Below are 21417 nucleotides of genomic sequence, written 5' to 3'. Positions count from 1 at the left end.
CAGTTTATCAATCTGGCAGTTTCCGTACTGCACCCTTGGCAGCACTGGTTGCCATGGAAGCGTAAGCTTTCAGCGCGGTCGAAACCTTGCGTTTGCGCTGTTCCACTGGCTTCCAGCCTGTTTCATTCTGCTCGGCGCGGCGTTGTGCCAGTGTCGCATCATCAACAGCCAGATGGATCGTGCGGTTCGGAATGTCGATATCGATGATATCGCCTTCGCGCACCAGACCGATTGTGCCGCCTTCGGCTGCTTCCGGTGAAACGTGACCAATCGAAAGACCCGAAGAGCCGCCCGAGAAGCGCCCGTCCGTGATCAGCGCGCAAGCCTTGCCCAGACCCTTCGATTTCAGGTAGCTGGTTGGGTAGAGCATTTCCTGCATGCCCGGACCGCCGCGCGGACCTTCATAGCGGATCAGCACAATGTCGCCAGCTTTGATCTTGCCGTTGAGAATGGCAAGAACCGACGAGTCCTGGCTTTCGAAGATGCGGGCAGGGCCGGAGAATTTCAGGATGGAATCATCCACACCGGCTGTCTTCACGATACAGCCATCTTCGGCGAGATTACCGTAAAGCACGGCGAGACCACCATCCTGAGAGAAGGCATGCTCTCTCGAGCGGATAACGCCCTTTTCACGATCAGAATCGACACTGTCAAAGCGGCGTTCCTGAGAGAATGCAACCTGTGTCGGTATACCACCGGGAGCAGCGGAATAGAACTTATGCACCATTTCGCTCTTGGTACGGGTTACGTCCCAAGTATCGAGCGCTTTGCCCATGGTTTCGCTGTGCACGGTCGGCAGATCGGTATTGATCAAACCGGCTTTATCGAGCTGGCCGAGAATGCCCATGATACCGCCTGCACGATGCACGTCTTCCATGTGGACGGTGTTGTTGGCGGGCGCAACTTTACAAAGCACCGGAACACCGCGCGACAGGCGGTCAATATCTGCCATGGTGAAGTCGATTTCGGCTTCCTGAGCGGCTGCAAGCAGATGCAGAACCGTGTTGGTCGAGCCGCCCATGGAAATGTCGAGCGTCATCGCATTTTCAAACGCTTCGAAGCTCGCAATCGAACGTGGCAACACGCTTGCGTCGTCCTGCTCATAATAACGGCGCGCAAGATCAACAATCAGATGACCGGCTTCAACAAACAGGCGCTTGCGGTCAGCGTGGGTTGCGAGCGTCGAGCCATTGCCCGGCAGCGACAGACCAAGCGCTTCGGTGAGGCAGTTCATCGAGTTGGCTGTGAACATGCCAGAGCACGAACCGCAGGTCGGGCAGGCAGAACGCTCAATGGCTTTCACCTGATCGTCGGTGTAGCTGTCGTCAGCGGCTGCAACCATGGCATCGACGAGATCAAGCTTCTTGACCTGATCGTCCCAGATAACCTTGCCAGCTTCCATAGGGCCGCCGGAAACGAATACGACTGGAATATTAAGGCGCAGCGACGCCATCAGCATGCCTGGGGTGATCTTGTCGCAATTGGAAATGCAGACCATCGCATCGGCGCAGTGGGCATTGACCATATATTCGACCGAGTCGGCGATCAGTTCGCGTGATGGCAGCGAGTAAAGCATGCCGTCATGGCCCATCGCGATGCCGTCATCGACCGCAATGGTGTTAAATTCCTTGGCAACGCCGCCTGCTTTTTCGATTTCGCGTGCGACCAGCTGGCCGAGATCTTTCAGATGCACATGGCCCGGCACAAACTGCGTGAACGAGTTCACCACAGCAATGATCGGCTTGCCAAAATCCTCATCTTTCATGCCGGTGGCGCGCCATAGGCCGCGCGCGCCAGCCATATTGCGGCCGTGGGTGGTAGTACGCGAACGATAAGGAGGCATTTTCAAACCTTTTAGGACTATTCTAATTTATGATGCCGGTATGACAGAACTGCTTCCGCAGAGCAAAGCGCAAATTGCCCCAGAGACTGCACTGGCGCACTATTTTTAAGGCACGTTGCATTCCACGGAAGATTCAGGCGTGCAATCGCAATTGCAGGCACCGACGCTGATAATCTAACATATTGTTGATATAATGCAAAAGATTTAAAGCTTTAAACGTAAGGAAATTTCTTAAAGCTCATTTGGCGCAGAGGCTATGGCGCTGTCGAGCAGAGCATTGGCCATTTTCATGCGCTGTTCCGCGGCGAGACGGAATTCATGCGGAAGGCGGTCGGGGTGGTTCTCGGCTGCAAAACTGCGTCGAAGACGCTGAAGCTCACTTCGTTTCATACCAGCGTATAAGCCGAGCTCAACGCGAATAGATGAAGGTGACTGGCTTTCCATACGCTTTGCAAGTTCGCGCATTTCACAATTGGACGTATCTGCTTCGTTTTCAAATTCTTCTAGGTCGAACTGAGGCAATATTCTTCTGGCTTGTTCTGTGTCAGCTGAAGCTGAATTCAAGCCTGCGGTGAAGACTGCCGAAGCGAGGTGAACATGCGAAGGACGTGCATATTCCACGCGCTCGCTTTCGGTTTCAGCTTCCTTCAAGATGGTCGCAAAGTCTGGAAAACTATGCCGCATCAGCGTTGCTCTGCCATTTCTGACGAAAATGCGTGAGCAAGTGTGCGCGTAAGTACATAAGGCGGCACTGGCTTGCGAAATACCGGAACCTCCGGATAGCGCGCTGCAACATGTGCAGGCATTCCTCCGCCTGTATGCACCACGACAAAAATATTGCGGCTCCTCAGTCGTTCGAGAATGGGCTCAAGGTTTCCATCTGCCAAATTGACGTCAAGAATTGCTGCATCAACATCTTGTTTATCGATAAGTTCGATGGCTTTTTTTACTGTTCCGACTGGCCCTATAATAGTCCCGCGGGCATCTTCCACAGTAGCCGCTACGTCGAGAGCAACGAAAACTTCGTCCTCCACAACAAGTATTCGTCTATGTTCAAGATTATCCATCGTCTTTCCACTGTCGCTATTTATATACTCTTTGGTGAATCCTTTTTGAGGGTTTCATCGAGTCAATGCGCGAGGATGCAAAGAGGTTCCATTGCCAGCAGGATAATAGATTAATGGTAAATCAAATCTTTATTTCTGTTATGTCGCAAAAACGACAGCAATCATCTCCTATCGATAAGTGATAGCTTTTTAGAATGCCGTGAATGTCAGTGTTGTCAACGAGCGGACAATATTCGGGATATTCAGCACGTTTTCGTTGATGAACTTGCCAATATCGTCGCCTTCTTTCACATAGATTTTTGCAAGCAGATCATATTCACCACTTGTCGAATAAAGCTCTGAAACGATTTCGCGCTGATAAAGCGTGTCAGCAACCTCATAGGTCTTGCCGGGCGCGCATTGCAGTTGCAGAAAAACGGGCTTCATATTTGTTCCTTTCGCCACAATTAGCCTTGACGACTTGTGACTGAATTGCCGATTGCCTTGGCTGTTTCAAGCACGGTAAGAGGCTCTAAATCAAGAGCGTTTCACCCATGCGTGCGTTTCTGCCTTTGGTTTAATTTACTCAATTGTATTTTTAATTAATGGGGGCGATAACACAGCTTAAAATTGGAAATAAGATAATCAATCTATGCTTTATGTACTGCCTGCCGTTTTTATCCTGTTTTCATTGGCCTTTGTTATCGTCGGGGTCATAGATAAACTGCGTCGTCATCTTTTGTGGTGTGCAGTCTGCTTTATCTGCATTGGCTTTGCCATGCTTAGCCAGCTTGTCGATATACCGGCGGATGATGAGAATAATACGCTGCTAACCACTGGCATTTATGTGTTGGGCGCTTTGGCGGGTGGACAGGGCATACTTAGAAGATCAGGTCTTAGCCTGTCTGTTGGGTTCTCTATTGTCAGCATCGTGTTGATCATGGGTGGCGTTCTTTGGTTTCTGTACCCCCAACCCAATGCGATTGGCCGTATTTACGTTGTAAATTTTGGCCTTGCATTCATGATTTTGGCGTTTGTCTGGTATTTGCGCGGGTTGGTTCATGGCTCTGTCGCTGACAAACTCATTCTCGGTATGTTGTTACTCGTATCGATGCAATTCTTCCCACGAACATTGTTAACCGCAAAATCTATTGTCGGCGAAGATACTGGCATCGATTTTTCTTTTACACCGTTTTGGCAATGGACGGTGTTTTCGACTGCGGTGGCAGGCGTTATTGCGGGGCTTGTGTTGTTTGCTGCTGCCGGTGCCGATCGGTTAAGTGAGCTCGAACACGAGCGCGATAGGGACCCTTTGACAGGGCTTTTAAACCGACGGGGGTTGGAAGCGCGTATTCTTGAAACAGAGCGCAGCCATCTTTCCGGGTGGATTGTTGCTTGTGACATTGATCACTTCAAAGCCATCAATGACCTCCATGGCCATGCGGCGGGCGATGCCGTTTTGAGGGAGTTCTCTGATATTCTTCAGTCGTATTCCGGTGATCGCAATTTGACAGCCCGTATCGGAGGTGAAGAGTTTATTCTTTATCTCGACGATATGCCCTCCGACGAGGCGCTGGTTCTGGTCGAGACAATTCGGGAAACTGTGAATGATCGACAGTTTGCACGTTTGTCGGAAGGTCAGCAGGTGACTTGTAGCTTTGGCGCGGCCAAGCTCGAAACCCACGGGGATTTCTGGGAAACTGTCGAGGCAGCGGATAAGATTTTGTATGCGGCTAAAAAAGCCGGGCGAAACCGCACGTTCTTTGGCAGCTGATTTTGATAGCCAGACCAGCTTGTTGGGCGAAGCCAATTCTTGTGGGGATCACAATCAATAACATTGCTGTGAAGGTCGACAAGCTAGCATAAAGAGTGTGTTATTAAGGTTCTGATTTAATTTCTTTGCCAGTGAGTTTTCCAAAATCCAATGCAGTTTTTATATCGTCTGATGCCTATATCTATCGTTGTACGCGCGTTGTCGTTTGTTGCTTTTCTGATTGCTGTTAGTGCGCCAGCAATGGCCATGACTGCGCTTGAAAAAGCGCAACTTGAGAAGCTTGATCCTGCAACGCGCCTTGAACAGCGCTGTGATGTCGAGGCTATGGAGCAGATCAGCCGTGATGTGCGGAAGTTCTCAGTCGATAAGGTTTTGGCCTATGCCTTTTCCGACCCGCATACGAGTAAAAATAGCATCAAGGCCGATGGCGCTGCGTTTCGCAGCGGTGAGCATTGGTATAAGCTCGCATTTGTTTGCAAGACTGCTGATGACCACATCAGCGTAACCTCATTTGATTATGAAATCGGCGACGAAGTTCCACAGGATCAATGGGACAAGCATTACCTCGTCCCCTGATTAGATTTTATTCTTCATTGTCGTCCGCGCGGCAGGCTGCAAGTATCGTCACTTCCTTTGCTGAATCATCAGCTTCAAGATGGGTTAAAACAGCCTTCCCGTCTTTCTCATTCCAGCGATAGCTATCCTGCTCATCCATCGCGACATATTTTTTTAATGCGTTGTGCCATTGCAGTGCGACCATTTTTCCCTCGGCATCAAGCACTGCAAAGGCTGGCTCTTCACCGGCATGGATGTAGGTGACTGGAACAACCACACCGCGCTCGCAAATATAATCTGTGCGAATGACTGAATCACGGCTGATGGTCTGAGCGAATGCTGGCGCTGCTATAAGAGAAGCCGCAGTGAATGCGATTGCCATAGTCTCAATTTTGCGTCGCATGAAAGCCTCTTTATTTGCGCGGTTTAGAACGTATCGCATTGTAATGCGGCAATTATTCACTTCAAGATAGCAAATGCTCTTATGATTAAGGGGCAACTTTTGGGTCATAAAAAAATCTTAAGAATTTTCAATATTCTAATGGAACCGAAATCATGGTATTCCGTTATGAGTGTGCTGGTCGTTAGATCGGCCGGGACCCGGACTAAATTTGCCCCCGCAATCCCAATCCGGGTCCCACCTTTTCAGGGTTCAGCCAGTTAAAGAACTGGCTTCTTCTCATTACCACATTGATAATTCTTACCTCCCTCTCAGTTTTAAAAGAGGGCGCTGGAAAATTTATTCCTTAAAATCAGCTCTGATCGCTTAGAATTTTCGTGCAGCGTTTAAATAACAGAAACCTTGTGGCATCCTGTGATCCATGACCTCTGATACTCTTTGAGGAATGAAACGCGGAGAGGTGGACCTGAACATGTCAAAGAAAATATCGAAATTTTCATTCGCGCTTGCAACTTTTGTTGCGACCGCAGCGCTTGCCGGTGGGATTCAGGCAAGTCACGCTGACCAGACATTGCTCAATGTGTCCTATGACCCAACACGAGAGCTCTATAAAGATTATAATGCGGCTTTTGCTAAGCACTGGAAAGATGAAACCGGCGAGACGGTCACCATTCGCGCTTCGCATGGCGGATCGGGCAAGCAGGCGCGTTCGGTTATTGACGGTGTGAAAGCTGACGTCGTCACGCTGGCACTGGAAAGCGATATTGATGCCATCGTCGAGCATTCCGGCAAGATCGATAAGGATTGGCGCAAGCGCCTTCCAGACAATTCATCGCCTTACACATCCACGATTGTTTTCCTCGTGCGCAAGGGCAATCCAAAGGGTCTGAAAGATTGGGGCGATCTTGTAAAAGATGGCGTTGAAGTGATTACGCCAAATCCGAAGACATCAGGCGGTGCCCGCTGGAACTATCTGGCGGCATGGGCGTGGGCGCATAAAGAATATGGCGGCGATGAAGCCAAGATAAAGGAATATATCGGCGAACTGTTCCGCCATGTGCCGGTGCTTGATACGGGTGCGCGTGGTTCAACCACAACCTTCGTGCAGCGTCAGTTGGGTGACGTGTTGTTGGCGTGGGAAAACGAAGCCTACCTTTCCATCGCGGAATTCGGTGACGATGCTTTTGATATCGTTGTGCCGCCGCAGTCAATTCTCGCAGAGCCGCCAGTGGCCCTTGTCGACAAGAATGCCGATGACAACGGAACCCGCAAGGTTGCGGAAGCCTATCTCGAATATCTCTATTCGCCGGAAGGTCAGGGTCTGGCATCCAAGCATTTTTATCGCCCATCGAAGCCTGATGTGGTGCCTGCTGACCAGAAGCGCGATTTCCCGCAGTTGCAGCTTGTGACGATTGATGATCCAATCTTTGGTGGATGGGCCAAGGCGCAGCCTTATCACTTCGGTGATGGCGGAACGTTCGATCAGATCTACAAGCCAGCAAAATAAGCTGCTCTTGGTTACGAGTCAGTACGACCAATAAAAGGGAACATAACAATGTCTTCTCACCCTGCACCGGTCAGAGCAGGGTGGCATTTCAGAAAACCGAGCGTCATTCCAGGCTTTGGACTGACACTCGGTTTTAGTGTCGCCTATTTGACTCTGCTTATTCTTATTCCGCTGGCAGCATTGGTGCTGCGTTCCACTGATGTCGGCTTTGCGGGATTTTGGAAGATCGTCACAGATGCGCGCACGGTGGCGGCGCTTGAAACAAGCTTTGGTACGGCTTTCATAGCGGCACTGGTCAATGTGGTCTTCGGTGTCATTCTTGCATGGGTGCTGGTGCGCTATCGTTTTCCGGGGCGCCGGTTCATCGATGCGATTGTTGATATTCCTTTCGCACTTCCGACAGCCGTCGCCGGTATCGCGCTGGCGTCGATTTATGCGCCCAATGGCTGGATTGGCAGTCTGCTGACCCCTTTTGATATTCGGATTGCCTTTTCGCGCGCTGGTATTGTCGTGGCGCTGATCTTTATCGGCCTGCCATTTGTGGTGCGCACGGTGCAGCCGATCATGGAAGAGATCAGCCGCGAAGTTGAAGAAGCCGCTGCAACCCTTGGTGCATCGCGCTTTCAGACCATCTGGCGCGTGCTGTTGCCAAGTCTTCAGCCAGCCATTCTCACGGGCTTTGCACTGGCTTTCGCGCGTGGTGTCGGTGAATATGGCTCAGTCATCTTCATTGCAGGCAATACGCCTTATGTCTCGGAAATTGCGCCGCTTCTGATCGTGATCCGGTTAGAAGAATATGATTATGCCGGTGCAACCGCACTTGCCACTGTCATGCTGGCGCTGTCATTCGCTATGCTGCTGCTCATCAATCTGATCCAGTCGTGGACAAGAAAGAAGTACGGCTATGGCGTCTAATTCTTCCACGCGCAACGCTGTGACAGAAAGCCTGCCGACACGGATCATTCTGATCGGCATAGCGCTGGTCTTTCTCGCGCTGTTTTTGATCCTGCCGGTTATTGCCGTTTTTGTGGAAGCCTTTCGCAAGGGCACCGGCGAATATCTGGCAGCACTGGTCGAACCAGATGCGATTGCAGCCATCAAGCTCACGCTTCTGGTTGCCGTGATCTCTGTGCCGGTCAATCTGGTTTTTGGTGTCGCTGCGGCTTGGGCAATTGCCAAGTTTGAGTTCAAGGGCAAGGCGCTTCTGACCACGCTGATTGATCTGCCATTTTCGATCTCGCCGGTTATTTCCGGTCTGGTGTTTGTGCTTCTTTTTGCAAGCCATGGCCTGATTGGACCCTGGCTTGAAAGCCATAATATTCAAATCCTGTTCGCAGTGCCGGGCATTGTGCTGGCGACGTTGTTTGTGACCTTTCCCTTTGTGGCGCGTGAACTGATCCCGCTTATGCAGGAGCAGGGAAGCGGTGATGAAGAAGCGGCCATTTCGCTGGGTGCGAATGGCTGGCAGACATTTCGTTATGTTACGCTGCCCAATATCAAATGGGGACTTCTCTACGGCGTCCTGCTTTGTAATGCGCGTGCGATGGGTGAATTTGGTGCGGTTTCGGTGGTGTCCGGACATATTCGCGGCCTGACCAACACCATGCCTCTGCATGTCGAAATCCTCTATAACGAGTATAATTTCGTTGCGGCTTTTGCCGTGGCATCGCTGCTGGCACTGCTGGCTCTCGTGACACTGGCGGTTAAAGCGTTTCTGGAATTGCGCTATGGCGATGAACTGGCTGGCAGTAACGGGCATTAACACTTAGATTAGATACAAGAGAATAAGCCGCCCGGTTTTGTTGACCAGTGGCGGTAGGGGAAAGGGTCTGGAATGGAAGTTCGTGTCGCCGGTGTGCGTAAAGAGTTTGCTCGCTTTCCGGCATTGCATAATGTGTCGCTTGATATCCGCTCATCCGAGTTGATTGCTTTGCTTGGACCGTCTGGCTCCGGCAAGACAACCTTGCTGCGCCTGATTGCCGGTCTGGAAAAGCCAACCGATGGTGCCATTTATTTTGGCGATGAAGATGCTTCGCACAAAAGTGTGCAGGAGCGTAATGTCGGTTTCGTGTTTCAGCATTATGCGCTGTTTCGCCATATGACGGTCGCCGACAATATCGGCTTTGGCCTTAAGGTTCGTCCAAGCCGCACACGCCCCGAAAGTGCAGAAATCCGCCGCCGTGCGCTCGAATTGCTTGATCTGGTACAGCTGAAGGGCCTTGAAAATCGTTATCCATCGCAACTCTCTGGTGGTCAGCGTCAGCGCGTTGCCCTTGCTCGCGCCATGGCAATTGAGCCGAAGGTGCTGTTGCTCGATGAGCCGTTTGGTGCGCTTGATGCGCAGGTGCGTAAGGAATTGCGTCGCTGGTTGCGCGAAATTCACGACAAGACCGGCCATACCACTGTTTTCGTAACGCATGATCAGGACGAAGCGCTGGAACTGGCTGATCGAGTGGTGGTGATGAGCCAGGGTCGTATCGAGCAGATTGGTACTCCGGATGAGGTCTATGACAATCCCAACTCACCGTTTGTTTATGGTTTCATAGGCGAATCGAGCACGCTGCCCGTGCGCATTGAAAATGGTGAAGTCTGGCTTGCAGATCGTAATATTGGCCTCAGCGTCGAGAACAAGGCTGACGGCGAAGCGCAGCTTTTCTTCCGTCCGCATGAAGTTGAACTGCTTGATGGTTGCGGCGGTTGTATCGCGGGCACGGTTATTGCGAGCCGACGGTCTGGCGGCAAGCGTCGCGTGGAACTTGAAATCGGTGGTTCGCGTGAGCGCGTCGAAATCGAAATCCCCGCCGAGCATCCGGCATCTGAAAAAAGCCGTATCGCCTTTCGTCCGCGTTATTGGAAGGTTTTTGGCCGCGAAGATGCCGAAAATGCATCGAATGTGCTCGATAAGGCTTCATAAATCTGCTGCACAGCCGATTTATTCTCTCAAATCATCATCCGCATCCTAACCGGGGTGCGGATTTTTTATGTCTCTTGCTGATTTGCTTGCCCGGTAAGTATTACAATGGAGCTAGACTCTGAGTGGTATTATTTTTATTTTCAGTATGTTAGGGTTGTGGAAACCGCACATTTCATAACGCAACATTACTACCGGGAAAGATTTGTGCGTTGCGATCTAACCGATTTGAATATCAGCACAACCCGTCGTCGCATTTTGGTCAAATGATACAGACATTCAGGGAACCGATTACGGATACTGTCGTTTTTCTGAATTGAAACTCTATTTAGTATTCACCCGCCGCATTCAACTCATTTCCTTCCGAAAGGCTGTTAAGGCACATGCCGGAATTGTCTTCTTCGCCGTCAAATTCATCCATCGTCGATCGCAAGACTTCGGATCAGATTCCGCCCGAGCAACCTTCTCCGATACGAGCTCTCTACAAAAGCGAGGATGAGCTGCGCGAACTCGCAGCTTCTGTTGCGCGCGGAGATGTGCTGGCACTCCCCGGCTATCAGTCTTTTGAATTCGATCAGCGCCTGTCTGAAAACGGCAAGCTGATCCTGCATGCTTATCGTTCATCGGACGCGGCATCGCGCGCAGGTGAAACCATTACGCCCGCTGCGCAGTGGCTGCTCGATAACCACTACCAGGTGGATAAGACCGCACAGCAGACCCGCCGCGATTTGCCGCGCAAGTTCATTCGCCAATTGCCGACCTATGCAGCGCAGAAAGATATGCCGCGCATTTTTGCGCTGGCCTGGCTCTATGTCGCGCATACCGACAGCAACTTTTCGCTGAAATCGCTGACTGCATTGGTGCAGGGCTTTCAAAGCGTCGAGCCACTCAAGATTGGTGAGTTGTGGGCGCTGCCATCGGCGGTGCGCTATTTCCTGATTGAGAATGTGCGCCGTTTAGCACTGCGTGTTGATCGCGCGCGCAACATGCGCAATCTCGCCAATACGGCTGCTGACCGCATCGTCATTGCTGCCAATGAGCATGAACTGGAAACGGTGCTTGCACAATATGCGCATGCCGCACGCGACAGCACCTTTGCCACGCATCTGCTTTATCGTCTGCGCAGTGCCTCAACCGATACTTCCGCGGCATCGATCTGGCTTGAGCGCATCCTCGAGCAGGAAGGCAGCAACGCCGAAGACGCGATTGTCGAAGAACATGCCCGTCAGTCCACCGGCGGCGTGACCATGGGCAATGCGATTACCAGTCTCAAGCGCATTGACGATATCGACTGGGAAACATGGTTTGAAACTGTCAACGAAGTCGATGCCATCCTGCGCGATCATAGCGATTTTGAACTACTCGATTTCCGCTCGCGCAATGCCTATCGTGTGACGATTGAAAAGCTCGCCCGCTTTTCGGATATGAGCGAAATCGACATCACATGGGCGGCGCTCAAACTTGCAGAAGACAGCAAGGTTGGAGAGGCGCAAGCGGAAGGTAAAGGCTCGATTGCCTATTTTCTTTCGGGTGATGGTCGTAAGGAACTTGAGCAGCTTTGCGGCTACAAGGCACCGTTTGGCACTAAAGCCCTGCGCTTTTATCGCGGCCTTGGTTTGCTGGGTCTGTTTATCCCGACAGCAATTTTCACGGTTATTATTCTGACAATCGTGCATTACTGCATGATGAAGGCTGGCCTGTCGGCTGATCTGCGCACGCTCTTTACGCTGCTTGCGCTGTTCCCGGCAATGGATGCTTCCTATTCGCTGTTCAATGCGCTCGTCCCGCGCTTTGTGCAGCCAACCCGTTTGATCGGGTTTGAATATAAGGAAGGTCTTCCGGCTGAGGCACGTACGCTGGTTGCGGTGCCAACGCTGATCACTTCACGTGATTCCATCGACGAGCAGATCCGCAATCTCGAAGTCCATTATCTCACCAATCCGCGTGGTGAGATTTATTTCTCGCTGGTCAGCGACTGGACGGATGCCAAGCAGGAAATCACACCTGCTGATATGGAAATCTATGAATATGCGCGCGAAGAAATCGTCAAGCTCAATGCGCATTATACTGGTGATGAACAGCCGCGTTTCTTCCTGCTTCACCGCCGCCGGCTTTACAATGAAAAGCAGGGCTGCTGGATGGGCTGGGAGCGCAAGCGCGGCAAGCTGCATGAGCTGAACCTGTTGCTGCGTGGCGATCAGGATACAAGCTATTTTGCACCTGATGCCCGTCTGCCAAAAGACATCAAATATGTGATGACGCTGGATGCGGATACGCGTCTGACGCCGGAAGCGGTCACGCATCTGGTCGGCAAGTTGAGCCATCCGCTGAACCGCCCTGTTTTTGATGAGAAGACGGGCCGTGTTGTGCGCGGTTACGGCATTTTGCAGCCACGCGTTACACCATCGCTCACCACTGGCGACGAAGCATCGTTCCTGCAACGCGTGTTCTCGGTCAATCGCGGCATCGATCCTTATGTCTTTGCTGTGTCCGACACTTATCAGGATCTGCTCGGAGAAGGCACTTTCACGGGTAAGGGCCTTTACGACATCGACGCTTTTGAAGTGGCACTGAAAAACCGCGTGCCGGAAAATACGCTGCTCAGCCACGATCTTCTCGAAGGTGGCTACGCGCGTGCGGCACTCGTTAGTGACGTTGAAGTCGTTGAAGATTATCCGACCGGCTATAATGTCGACGTATCGCGTCATCATCGCTGGGCGCGTGGTGACTGGCAGCTTCTGCCGTGGCTGTTCTCAACAAGCCGTGGTGTGAGTGCTGTTACACGCTGGAAGATGGTCGACAATCTGCGTCGTTCACTGAACCCGATCATGTGGCTGATTGCTTCGGTAATCGGCTGGAGTATTCTGCCGATTGGCGTCGCCTCAGTCTGGCAGGCGTTCCTGATCGTCAGCATGTTTGTGGCGCCGACTTTCGGTATTCTGACCAATCTTATTCCGTCGAATATGGATTATTCGCTGAAAGGCCACGCGCAATCGGTTCTGACCGATGTTGCATTGGGCACAGCGGATGTGGCGCTGCGCACCACCTTTATCGCGCATTCTGCGTTCCTGATGGCCGATGCAATCGTGCGCACGATCTATCGCCTGTTTGTATCGCATCGCGATATGCTTGAATGGAAAACAGCGGCGCAGGCAAAGTCATCGCCGGATACGCTGCTTTATTATTTCCAGTTGATGTGGCCTGCCATTATCATTGCCGGTCTTGCAGTGTTCATCCCACTTGGTGCTGATAGCCATGCTGCACTGATTGCAGCACCGTTTGCTGTGATCTGGTTTGCGTCGCCACTGATCGCCTGGCTCGTCAGTCGTTCAGCCAAGCCGCAGGATACGCTGGAAGTTCTCTCCTCCGACAAGGCCGATTTACGCCGTTATGCACGTCGTACATGGCGCTATTTCGCCGAGTTTTCCAATGAGGAAAACAACCATCTGCCGCCGGATAACTTTCAGGAAGACCCGGCACCGATCGTGGCTCAGCGCACGTCGCCAACCAATATTGGTGTCTATGTTTTGTCCGTTGTCGCGGCCCGCGATTTCGGCTGGATCGGTTTTGATGAAACACTCAATCGCCTCTCTGCGACCGTCACCACGCTTGAAAAGATGGAGAAATATCAGGGCCATCTCTACAACTGGTATGAAACCAACACGCTGACGCCGATGCGTCCGCTTTATGTTTCTGCGGTTGATAGTGGCAACTTGGCTGGCCATCTTGTGACGCTTTCTTCGGCACTCGAAGAATGGGCGGAAGCGCCAAGTGTCTACCTTCAGGCCGATCTCGATGGCATTCTTGATGTCAATGATATCCTTGAGGAAAGCATCGCGCAGATACCGGATGATCGCCGCATTCTGCGTCCGCTTCGTCGTCGTCTGGAAGAGCGGATTGCCAATTTCCGCCGCGCTGTTCGCACCATCAAAGAAGAGCCGGAAACAGCCTCTTTCCGCACGATCAATCTGTCGCTTTTTGCGACCGATATTGTGCGCCTGATGGAAGAGCTGGATAGCGAAATCGAAACAGCTGCAAGTGCTGAAGCCAAGGAATGGGCCAATATTCTGGTCGATACCTGTAAGGCACACACCGATGATTCCGTTGGTGAGCACAACACAGACGAGCTGCGCGAACGTCTGCAAGATCTGGCCGGGCGTGCGCGCCAGTTGGCCTTTGATATGCAGTTTGGCTTCCTGGAGCGTAAAGAACGCCGCCTTCTTTCCATTGGTTTCCGCGTGCAGGAAAACGAGCTGGACGAAAGCTGCTACGATCTTCTGGCGTCCGAAGCGCGTCTTGCGAGCCTGTTTGCGATTGCCAAGGGCGATGTGCCGGTTGAACATTGGTTCAAGCTCGGCCGCCTTCTGGTGCCGGTTGGCTGGAAGGGCGCTCTGCTCTCCTGGTCCGGCTCGATGTTCGAATATCTGATGCCGCCGCTGGTCATGTCCGAACCGCTTGGTTCGCTTCTTGATCAGACCAACAAGCTCGTAGTGCAGCGCCAGATCGACTATGCGACCTCGCGTGGTCTGCCATGGGGTATCTCAGAAGCAGCATTCAATGCGCGCGACGCGCATATGAATTACCAGTATTCGAACTTTGGCGTGCCGAACCTCGGTCTCCAGCGTGGTCTGTCGCGTAATGCTGTTATCGCGCCTTATGCAAGCTTGCTTGCAGCGCAGTATCAGCCAGCGGCAGCTGTTGCGAACTTGAAGCGTCTGGCAAAGCTCGGTGCGCTTGGCCGTTATGGTTTCCACGATTCAGTTGATTTCACCCCATCGCGCGTTCGCGAAGGTGAAACCTATGCTGTCGTGAAAAACTACTATGCCCATCATCATGGCATGGCGATCATCGCGGTTAACAACGTGATTTTCGAAGGCCGTATGCGTGAGCGTTTCCACTCCGATCCGGTGATCGAAGCAGCAGAACTGCTGTTGCAGGAAAAGGCACCACGCGAAATCCCGATGATCTATGCGAAGACGGAAAATCCGATGCGCGTGGATTCGGGCGGCTTCGACGATGCACCGATGCGGATTATCGATGTGCCGTTCAAGGCACCACGCACCACGCATATGATGTCGAATGGCCAATATGCGCTGATGGTCACGGCCAATGGCTCTGGCTATAGCCGCTGGCATAATTGGGACATCACGCGCTTCCATGCCGATGCATCGGAAGATTTGCAGGGCAGCTTCCTGTTCCTGCGTGATATGGAAAGCGGTTATTGGTGGTCGGCAACTGGCGAGCCAGTGCGCAATCCGGATGAGGAAACCAAGACTGTCTTCACCGAAGACAAGGCGGAGTTTTACAAAACCGCCGGTGATATCAAGACCGTTGTGGAAGTGATCGTCTCGTCGGAATCGGATGGCGAAGGCCGCAGGCTCGACATCATCAACACATCCGCGCGTGATCGCGTGATTGAAGTGACGTCCTATTCCGAACTGGTTCTGACCGACAGCGACAGCGATGCCGCGCACCCGGCATTTGCCAAGATGTTCGTTGAAACCGAAATTTCGGATAATGGCTCGACCATCTATGCGAAGCGTCGCAAGCGTGCGCCGTCTGACCCGGACATTCATGTCGCGCACTTTGTGACCGACTTGTCTGGCTCGGTTCGTGAAACGGAAGTGGAAACCGACCGCCGTGCGTTCATCGGGCGTGGCCGTTCGCTGCGCGATGCAGTGGCCTTTGATGAAGGTGCAAAGTTCACCGGAAGTCAAGGCTGCGTGCTTGATCCGATTGCATCGGTGCGCACACGCGTCCGCGTTCCAGCGCACAAGAAGGTAAGCCTTGTTTTCTGGACCTTCGCAGGCGGTAGCCGTGATGCGGTGGAGCATGCTGTTGCAACCCACCGTCATCCGGAAACTTTCGTTCGCGAATATTCGCTGTCATGGACGAGTTCGCAGGTGCAGCTCTACCATATCGGCATCAAGCCAGCGGAAGCAGCTGACTATCAGAAGGTTGCGGCCTATCTGCTCTATCCAGAGCGGACTATGCGCCAACCCCCCGAAACCATTGCAGCGGGACTTGGCAAGCAGTCAAACCTCTGGCCAATGTCGATCTCGGGCGACTATCCGATCTTTGCGCTCCGCATTGATAACGAAGTCGATCTTGATGTGCTGCGTGGCGTGTTGCGTGCTCAGGAATACTGGCGCAGCAAGGGCCTGACTGTGGATGTGGTTGCCGTTAATGAACGCGCCTTCTCCTATGCGCAGGATACGCAGCGCGCGATTGACTGGATCATTGAGGGCTTCCGCGCTCGTGGTGGTGGTCAGCCGCATATCTTTGCGGTTCGTCGCGATCAGATGAGCGAAGAGAGCTACAATACGCTGCTTGCTTCCGCTCGCATCGTGATGCACGCCCAGAACGGCTCGTTGGCCGAACAGCTTCGCCGCAGTGAAGAACTCACTGTCGATCTGGCTGCACGCGGCGATGGCAAGACGCCTGCCTTGCAGCAGGGGCTTGGCGCTGCCGGTCTTGCACCAGCAGCAATCGAACGCGGCACCGAAGAGCGCCGTCTTGTTGCCAAGCCAAAGCCTGCTGTGCGTCCCGCTCCAACTGGCGACGATCTCCAGTTTTGGAATGGCTACGGTGGCTTTGCTGAGGATGGCAGCTATGTCGTGCGCATCAACAACCGCGTAACGACGCCGCATCCTTGGATCAACGTTATTGCCAATCCGAATTTCGGCTTTCACGTCTCGGCAGAAGGTTCGGCTTTCACATGGGCGGGCAACAGCCGCGATTATCAGCTCACCCCTTGGGCGAATGATCCGGTCACAAACCGTCCGGGCGAAGCGATCTATATTCTCGACCGCGAAACCGGACGCAGTTTTGCCCCAACCGCAAGTGTGCTCCGTGACGAGGCCGTGACCTATGAAGCACGTCACAGCCATGGCTACAGCACGTTTGCTGCCCAACATGGCGAACTCGCGCTGGAACTGACCCATATCGTTGACGCTGAAAAACCAGTCCGGCTCTCGCGCCTGACAATCACCAATAAGGGCCGTTCAAAACGCAAGCTGCGTGTCTATGGCTATGCCGAATGGGTGCTGGGCAATGCTCGCTCCAAGAATGTGCCGTTCATCGTGCCATCGCAGGATGAAGAACTCGGTGCGCTCTTTGCAGGCAATCCATATCACCCGGACAAGTCTGGTCAGGTGGCGTTCTTTGCGGCAACCGAAAAGCCGCAATCGGTAACGGCTGATCGTGGCGAGTTTATTGGCTCGACGGGCTCGGTCGATCGTCCTGAAATCGTGCTGGCTGGCAAAGCGCTGTCCAACACGGTCGAGGCTGGGCGCGATCCGTGTGCAGCGCTTGCAATCGACGTTGAAGTTGGTCCGGGCGAAAGCCGCGAAGTGGTGTTCCTGCTCGGTAATGCTGCAGATCAGCAGCAGGCAAAGGCGCTGGTCACAGAAAGCCGCAAGGCTTCCTTTGACGAGAAGCTCAACGCCTCTCGCAAGCACTGGGACAGTCTGTTTAATCGCGTACAGGTCAAGACACCTGATCCGGCATTCGATCTGCTGATTAATGGCTGGCTGCCCTATCAGGCGATTGCCTGCCGTATCTGGGCGCGTGCAGCCTTCTATCAGGCCAGCGGTGCTTTTGGCTTCCGCGACCAGTTGCAGGATACGCTGTCGTTGCTGCTGATTGATCCGTCATTGGCTCGTGCGCAGATTCTCAACGCTGCTTCACGTCAGTTCCCGGAAGGTGATGTTCAGCATTGGTGGTTGCCTGCAACGGGTGCGGGCGTTCGCACACTCATCTCGGATGACGTGGTCTGGCTGGGCTATGGCACGTCGCTTTATGTGCAAACGACTGGCGATCATGCGATCCTAGACGAAAAGCTGGCGTTTCTGAAGGGACGCACGCTTGAAGAGGGCGAACATGATGCGTTCTTTGAGCCGGAGATTTCCGATCAAACCGTGAGCCTTTATGAGCATTGCGCGCTGGCGCTTGATCTCGCCATCAAACGCACCGGCAAGCATGGTCTACCATTGATGCTCGGCGGCGACTGGAACGACGGCATGAACCTTGTCGGCGTGAAGGGCGAGGGCGAAAGCGTGTGGCTCGGCTGGTTCCTTGCTTACACCTTGCGTCAGTTCATCCCGATTGCAGAAAGCCGCAAGGATTCCCGTGCGAAAGCATGGGCGGCACATCTGGAAAGCCTGACTAAAGCGCTTGATCGTGATGGTTGGGATGGCGAATGGTATCGCCGTGGCTTCTTTGACAATGGCGCGCCGCTTGGTTCAAAAGACAGCGACGAATGCCAGATTGATGCCATCGCACAGTCCTGGAGTGTGCTGTCGGGCGTTGCCGATCCTAAGCGTTCGGAACAAGCCATGGCCTCGCTTGAAAAGCACCTGCTTGATGATCAGGGTGAATTGCTGCGTCTCTTCACCCCGCCTTTCGACAAGACGGTGCAGGAGCCGGGTTACATCAAGGGCTATCCGCCGGGCGTTCGTGAGAATGGCGGCCAATATACCCATGGTGCAACATGGGCTATTCTGGCGCTCGCCCGCATGGGTAAGGCGGCGGAAGCATGGAAGCTGTTCTCGCTGATCAGTCCGGTCAATCATGGCCGCAACCCGGATACTTACCGCGTTGAGCCTTACGTGATTGCTGCCGATATTTACTCGGTCGAGCCGCGTCGCGGACAGGGTGGCTGGACATGGTATACGGGTTCTGCCGGCTGGTTCTATCGCGTGGCAACCGAAGGCATTCTCGGCGTTACTAAGCGCGGTGATCGTCTGCATCTCGACCCGGCTTTGCCGCCGGAATGGGATGGCTATGAAGCAGAACTTCGTTTCGGTGAAGCGCTCTATCGTGTGAAAGTTGTTACGGGTGCTAAGACCAAGGCGATTAAACTCGATGGTCGCAAAGTCACCAAGCCTGAAGACGGTGTAATCATCAAGCCGGATGGCGAACATGAAATCATTGTAGAGCTTCCCAAATCTGAATGAAGCATTTAAAAAGGCGGGTGAAAACCCGCCTTTCTTTTTGCTGCCAAGCATTTGGCTAGGCAGCGGTATATGCTCATGGAATGGAGGCCGTTATGGCCAAGACCGATATTGCGCGGCGCGTGTTCAATCATGCATGGAAGCTTGATCCGATTGTTCGCAGCCTGCTGGATACGGATTTCTACAAACTTCTGATGTTGCAGATGATCTGGGGGCTTTACCCCAAGGTGGACGCCACCTTCTCGCTGATCAATCGTACGACCTCCGTGCGCCTTGCCGACGAGATTGATGAAGGCGAATTGCGCGCACAGCTTGATCACGCACGCACTCTGCGCTTTACCAAGAAAGAAATGATCTGGCTCGCGGGTAACAGCTTTTATGGCCGCAAGCAGATTTTCCAGCCGGAATTCCTCCATTGGCTGCCTGATTTCCAGCTGCCGGAATATGAATTGAGCCGTAAAGACGGCCAGTATGAGCTGCATTTCCATGGTCCGTGGTCGCACACAACCATGTGGGAAATTCCGGCGCTTGCCATCATCAATGAGCTTCGTTCACGCGCTGCGATGAAGAATCTTGGACCCTTCTCGCTTGACGTTCTTTATGCCCGCGCCAAGGCCAAGATGTGGAGCAAGGTGGAGCGTCTGCGCGAATTGCCAGAATTGAAGATTTCCGATTTTGGCACGCGTCGCCGCCATTCGTTTCTGTGGCAGCGCTGGTGCGTTGAGGCGCTGAAAGAAGGCATCGGTAGTTCCTTTACCGGCACCAGCAACGTGCTTCTCGCGATGGATAATGATCTGGAAGCGCTTGGCACCAATGCGCATGAATTGCCAATGGTGCTGGCAGCCCTCGCCAATACGGATGAGGAACTGCAAACCGCGCCTTATCGCGTGTTGCAGGACTGGAACCGCTATTATGGCGGCAATCTTTTGATCGTGCTGCCGGATGCTTTTGGCACAGCTGCCTTCCTGCGCAACGCGCCCGATTGGGTTGCCGATTGGACAGGCTTCCGTCCAGACAGCGCACCGCCAATCGAAGGCGGCGAACGGATCATTGAATGGTGGAAATCACGCGGCAAAGACCCGCGCGATAAGCTGCTGATTTTCTCTGATGCGCTTGATGTCGATACGATTGAAGAAACCTATCGCCACTTTGAAGGTCGCGTCCGCATGAGCTTTGGTTGGGGCACGAACCTGACGAATGACTTTGCTGGTTGCGCGCCAACAACCATTCATGGCCTCAAAGCTATATCTCTGGTTTGCAAAGTGATTGATGCCAATGGCCGTCCGGCGGTCAAGCTGTCTGATAATCCGCAGAAGGCGACCGGCGATCCGAAGGAAGTCGCGCGCTATCTGAAATTCTTTGGCAATGAGGAGCGGGTGGAGCAGCTCGTCAAAGTATAAAGCGCATCCCGAAAAGTGTGAAACATTTTTGGAAAAGATGCGCGTTAAGACAAATAGCTAAAACGCCGATCTGATTTATTCAGATCGGCGTTTTAATGAGCTGCGGCGTTACTATTCCATCAAGCGTGCCGTACCCGACAAGCGGATAGATTCGCCGCGTATATGGCCAATCTCTGCGCGCAGATGACACGGTATTCCCATGTCTTCGCCCTGAAGCACTTCGATTGCGCCGCCATGTGGCCAGCCGAGATCACGGAGATAGGCCGCAAATGCGGCAGTCGAAGCGCCCGTTGCTGGGTCTTCGTAAACACCACCCGATGCAAATGGATTGCGGCTATGGAAACGCGTAGGCGTTTCTGCGTGCACCAAAAGGATCGTGGTCCAGCCCTGACGGCTCATCAGTACCCGGCCACGCTGAAGATCGTAATGCATGGCTGCAAGCTTCTCGCGTGAGCGCAATGCGAGCACGATATGATCGGCTCCGGCGTGAATAAGTGCTGGTGGAATGCCCGGCGCCAGATCATCTTTTTCATAGTTGAAGAGCGCTAGCGCCTGCTCAATTTCGATATCCGATGCTGCACGGTTGCGCGTTCCCGGCGATTGCAGACTGGCGGCGAAAAGTTCGCCTTCCTTGCGGCCTTCCACGCTGATTTCGGCATTGTTGAGCTTCAATGCAAAGCGCCCATCGCCTTCGCGCATGGCAAGTGCGGCACCCAATGCGATTGTGGCATGGCCACAGAATGGAATTTCTGTTTCCGGTGCAAAATAGCGCACGCGAAAACCTCCGGCTTCTGGCATTGCAAAGGCAGTTTCCGAAAAACCCACGTCCTTGGCGATTTTCTGCATGTCCTCAGCAGAGGGCATTTTTTCAGAAATCAGCACACCGGCGGGGTTGCCGCCCTGATTACCTTGCGAGAAGGCAGCTATACGCAAGACGTCCAATGATTGTCCCTCGCTTGAATTCGATTCTCTTTCGCCCTCGTCCAATAGAAGGCGCTAAATGATTGAGGTCAAGGGCAGGGGAGCA

Annotated in this window: 14 protein-coding genes; 8 read left to right on the top strand and 6 right to left on the bottom strand. The window is 53.1% G+C overall.

Annotation, left to right across the window (positions count from 1 at the left end; all coding sequences use genetic code 11):
• Positions 1-7: 7 nt before the first annotated feature.
• From ilvD to J2782_RS11515, 4 genes are all read right to left on the bottom strand, one after another.
• Complete coding sequence (ilvD, locus tag J2782_RS11530; RefSeq protein ID WP_310012600.1) at positions 8-1843, bottom strand: dihydroxy-acid dehydratase; 1836 nt, start codon at positions 1841-1843, stop codon at positions 8-10.
• 231 nt (positions 1844-2074) lie between these two features.
• Complete coding sequence (locus tag J2782_RS11525) at positions 2075-2527, bottom strand: hypothetical protein (protein WP_310012597.1); 453 nt, start codon at positions 2525-2527, stop codon at positions 2075-2077.
• Positions 2527-2910, bottom strand: coding sequence for a response regulator (locus tag J2782_RS11520; RefSeq protein ID WP_310012595.1), 384 nt, complete (start codon positions 2908-2910; stop codon positions 2527-2529). The genes J2782_RS11525 and J2782_RS11520 overlap by 1 nt, the downstream gene beginning before the upstream one ends.
• A 189-nt stretch (positions 2911-3099) precedes the next feature.
• Positions 3100-3336, bottom strand: coding sequence for an Lrp/AsnC ligand binding domain-containing protein (locus J2782_RS11515; RefSeq protein WP_140904866.1), 237 nt, complete (start codon positions 3334-3336; stop codon positions 3100-3102).
• Positions 3337-3541: 205 nt separating this feature from the next.
• Here J2782_RS11515 and J2782_RS11510 point away from each other — a divergent pair, with 205 nt between their 5' ends.
• Positions 3542-4663 (top strand): GGDEF domain-containing protein, encoded by a 1122-nt coding sequence (locus tag J2782_RS11510; protein WP_310012592.1) that lies wholly within the window; start codon positions 3542-3544, stop codon positions 4661-4663.
• A gap of 150 nt (positions 4664-4813) precedes the next feature.
• The gene (locus tag J2782_RS11505) at positions 4814-5239 is read left to right on the top strand and encodes a DUF930 domain-containing protein (protein WP_310012590.1); all 426 of its coding nucleotides are present in this window, start codon (positions 4814-4816) and stop codon (positions 5237-5239) included.
• Between the two features lie 7 nt (positions 5240-5246).
• Here J2782_RS11505 and J2782_RS11500 read toward each other — a convergent pair whose 3' ends face one another.
• Positions 5247-5621, bottom strand: coding sequence for a lysozyme inhibitor (locus J2782_RS11500; protein ID WP_310012588.1), 375 nt, complete (start codon positions 5619-5621; stop codon positions 5247-5249).
• Between the two features lie 469 nt (positions 5622-6090).
• Here J2782_RS11500 and J2782_RS11495 point away from each other — a divergent pair, with 469 nt between their 5' ends.
• The 6 genes from J2782_RS11495 to pncB all read left to right on the top strand — a co-directional run bounded on the left by J2782_RS11495 (position 6091) and on the right by pncB (position 20390).
• Positions 6091-7125: a sulfate ABC transporter substrate-binding protein gene (locus J2782_RS11495; RefSeq protein WP_310012584.1), complete on the top strand. Its 1035-nt coding sequence runs from the start codon at positions 6091-6093 to the stop codon at positions 7123-7125.
• 48 nt (positions 7126-7173) lie between these two features.
• The gene (cysT, locus tag J2782_RS11490) at positions 7174-8040 is read left to right on the top strand and encodes a sulfate ABC transporter permease subunit CysT (RefSeq protein ID WP_250039196.1); all 867 of its coding nucleotides are present in this window, start codon (positions 7174-7176) and stop codon (positions 8038-8040) included.
• The gene (gene cysW, locus J2782_RS11485; RefSeq protein WP_310012580.1) at positions 8030-8887 is read left to right on the top strand and encodes a sulfate ABC transporter permease subunit CysW; all 858 of its coding nucleotides are present in this window, start codon (positions 8030-8032) and stop codon (positions 8885-8887) included. Before cysT ends, cysW begins: the two co-directional genes overlap by 11 nt.
• 72 nt (positions 8888-8959) lie before the next feature.
• Positions 8960-10039: a sulfate/molybdate ABC transporter ATP-binding protein gene (locus J2782_RS11480; protein WP_310012578.1), complete on the top strand. Its 1080-nt coding sequence runs from the start codon at positions 8960-8962 to the stop codon at positions 10037-10039.
• Between the two features lie 380 nt (positions 10040-10419).
• Complete coding sequence (locus J2782_RS11475; protein ID WP_310012576.1) at positions 10420-18993, top strand: glycoside hydrolase family 94 protein; 8574 nt, start codon at positions 10420-10422, stop codon at positions 18991-18993.
• Positions 18994-19085: 92 nt separating this feature from the next.
• Entirely contained in the window at positions 19086-20390 is a 1305-nt protein-coding gene (gene pncB, locus J2782_RS11470) for a nicotinate phosphoribosyltransferase (protein WP_310012574.1), read from the top strand.
• A gap of 111 nt (positions 20391-20501) precedes the next feature.
• Here the strand turns inward: pncB and J2782_RS11465 are convergent, their stop codons facing one another.
• On the bottom strand, positions 20502-21332 hold the full coding sequence (locus J2782_RS11465) for a PhzF family phenazine biosynthesis protein (RefSeq protein ID WP_310012572.1): 831 nt from the start codon (positions 21330-21332) through the stop codon (positions 20502-20504).
• Positions 21333-21417: the final 85 nt, after the last annotated feature.

Source organism: Brucella pseudogrignonensis (genome assembly GCF_031454375.1).
GTDB classification, from domain to species: domain Bacteria; phylum Pseudomonadota; class Alphaproteobacteria; order Rhizobiales; family Rhizobiaceae; genus Brucella; species Brucella pseudogrignonensis_A.
Note: the sequence above shows the minus strand (reverse complement) of the source record. Positions and strands in the feature narration are given on the sequence as shown.

Coding starts and splice junctions, on each gene's coding strand:
- ilvD (WP_310012600.1), bottom strand. CDS start 1,843: ATGCCTCCTTATCGTTCGCGTACTACCACCCACGGCCGCAATATGGCT.
- J2782_RS11525 (WP_310012597.1), bottom strand. CDS start 2,527: ATGCGGCATAGTTTTCCAGACTTTGCGACCATCTTGAAGGAAGCTGAA.
- J2782_RS11520 (WP_310012595.1), bottom strand. CDS start 2,910: ATGGATAATCTTGAACATAGACGAATACTTGTTGTGGAGGACGAAGTT.
- J2782_RS11515 (WP_140904866.1), bottom strand. CDS start 3,336: ATGAAGCCCGTTTTTCTGCAACTGCAATGCGCGCCCGGCAAGACCTAT.
- J2782_RS11510 (WP_310012592.1), top strand. CDS start 3,542: ATGCTTTATGTACTGCCTGCCGTTTTTATCCTGTTTTCATTGGCCTTT.
- J2782_RS11505 (WP_310012590.1), top strand. CDS start 4,814: ATGCAGTTTTTATATCGTCTGATGCCTATATCTATCGTTGTACGCGCG.
- J2782_RS11500 (WP_310012588.1), bottom strand. CDS start 5,621: ATGCGACGCAAAATTGAGACTATGGCAATCGCATTCACTGCGGCTTCT.
- J2782_RS11495 (WP_310012584.1), top strand. CDS start 6,091: ATGTCAAAGAAAATATCGAAATTTTCATTCGCGCTTGCAACTTTTGTT.
- cysT (WP_250039196.1), top strand. CDS start 7,174: ATGTCTTCTCACCCTGCACCGGTCAGAGCAGGGTGGCATTTCAGAAAA.
- cysW (WP_310012580.1), top strand. CDS start 8,030: ATGGCGTCTAATTCTTCCACGCGCAACGCTGTGACAGAAAGCCTGCCG.
- J2782_RS11480 (WP_310012578.1), top strand. CDS start 8,960: ATGGAAGTTCGTGTCGCCGGTGTGCGTAAAGAGTTTGCTCGCTTTCCG.
- J2782_RS11475 (WP_310012576.1), top strand. CDS start 10,420: ATGCCGGAATTGTCTTCTTCGCCGTCAAATTCATCCATCGTCGATCGC.
- pncB (WP_310012574.1), top strand. CDS start 19,086: ATGGCCAAGACCGATATTGCGCGGCGCGTGTTCAATCATGCATGGAAG.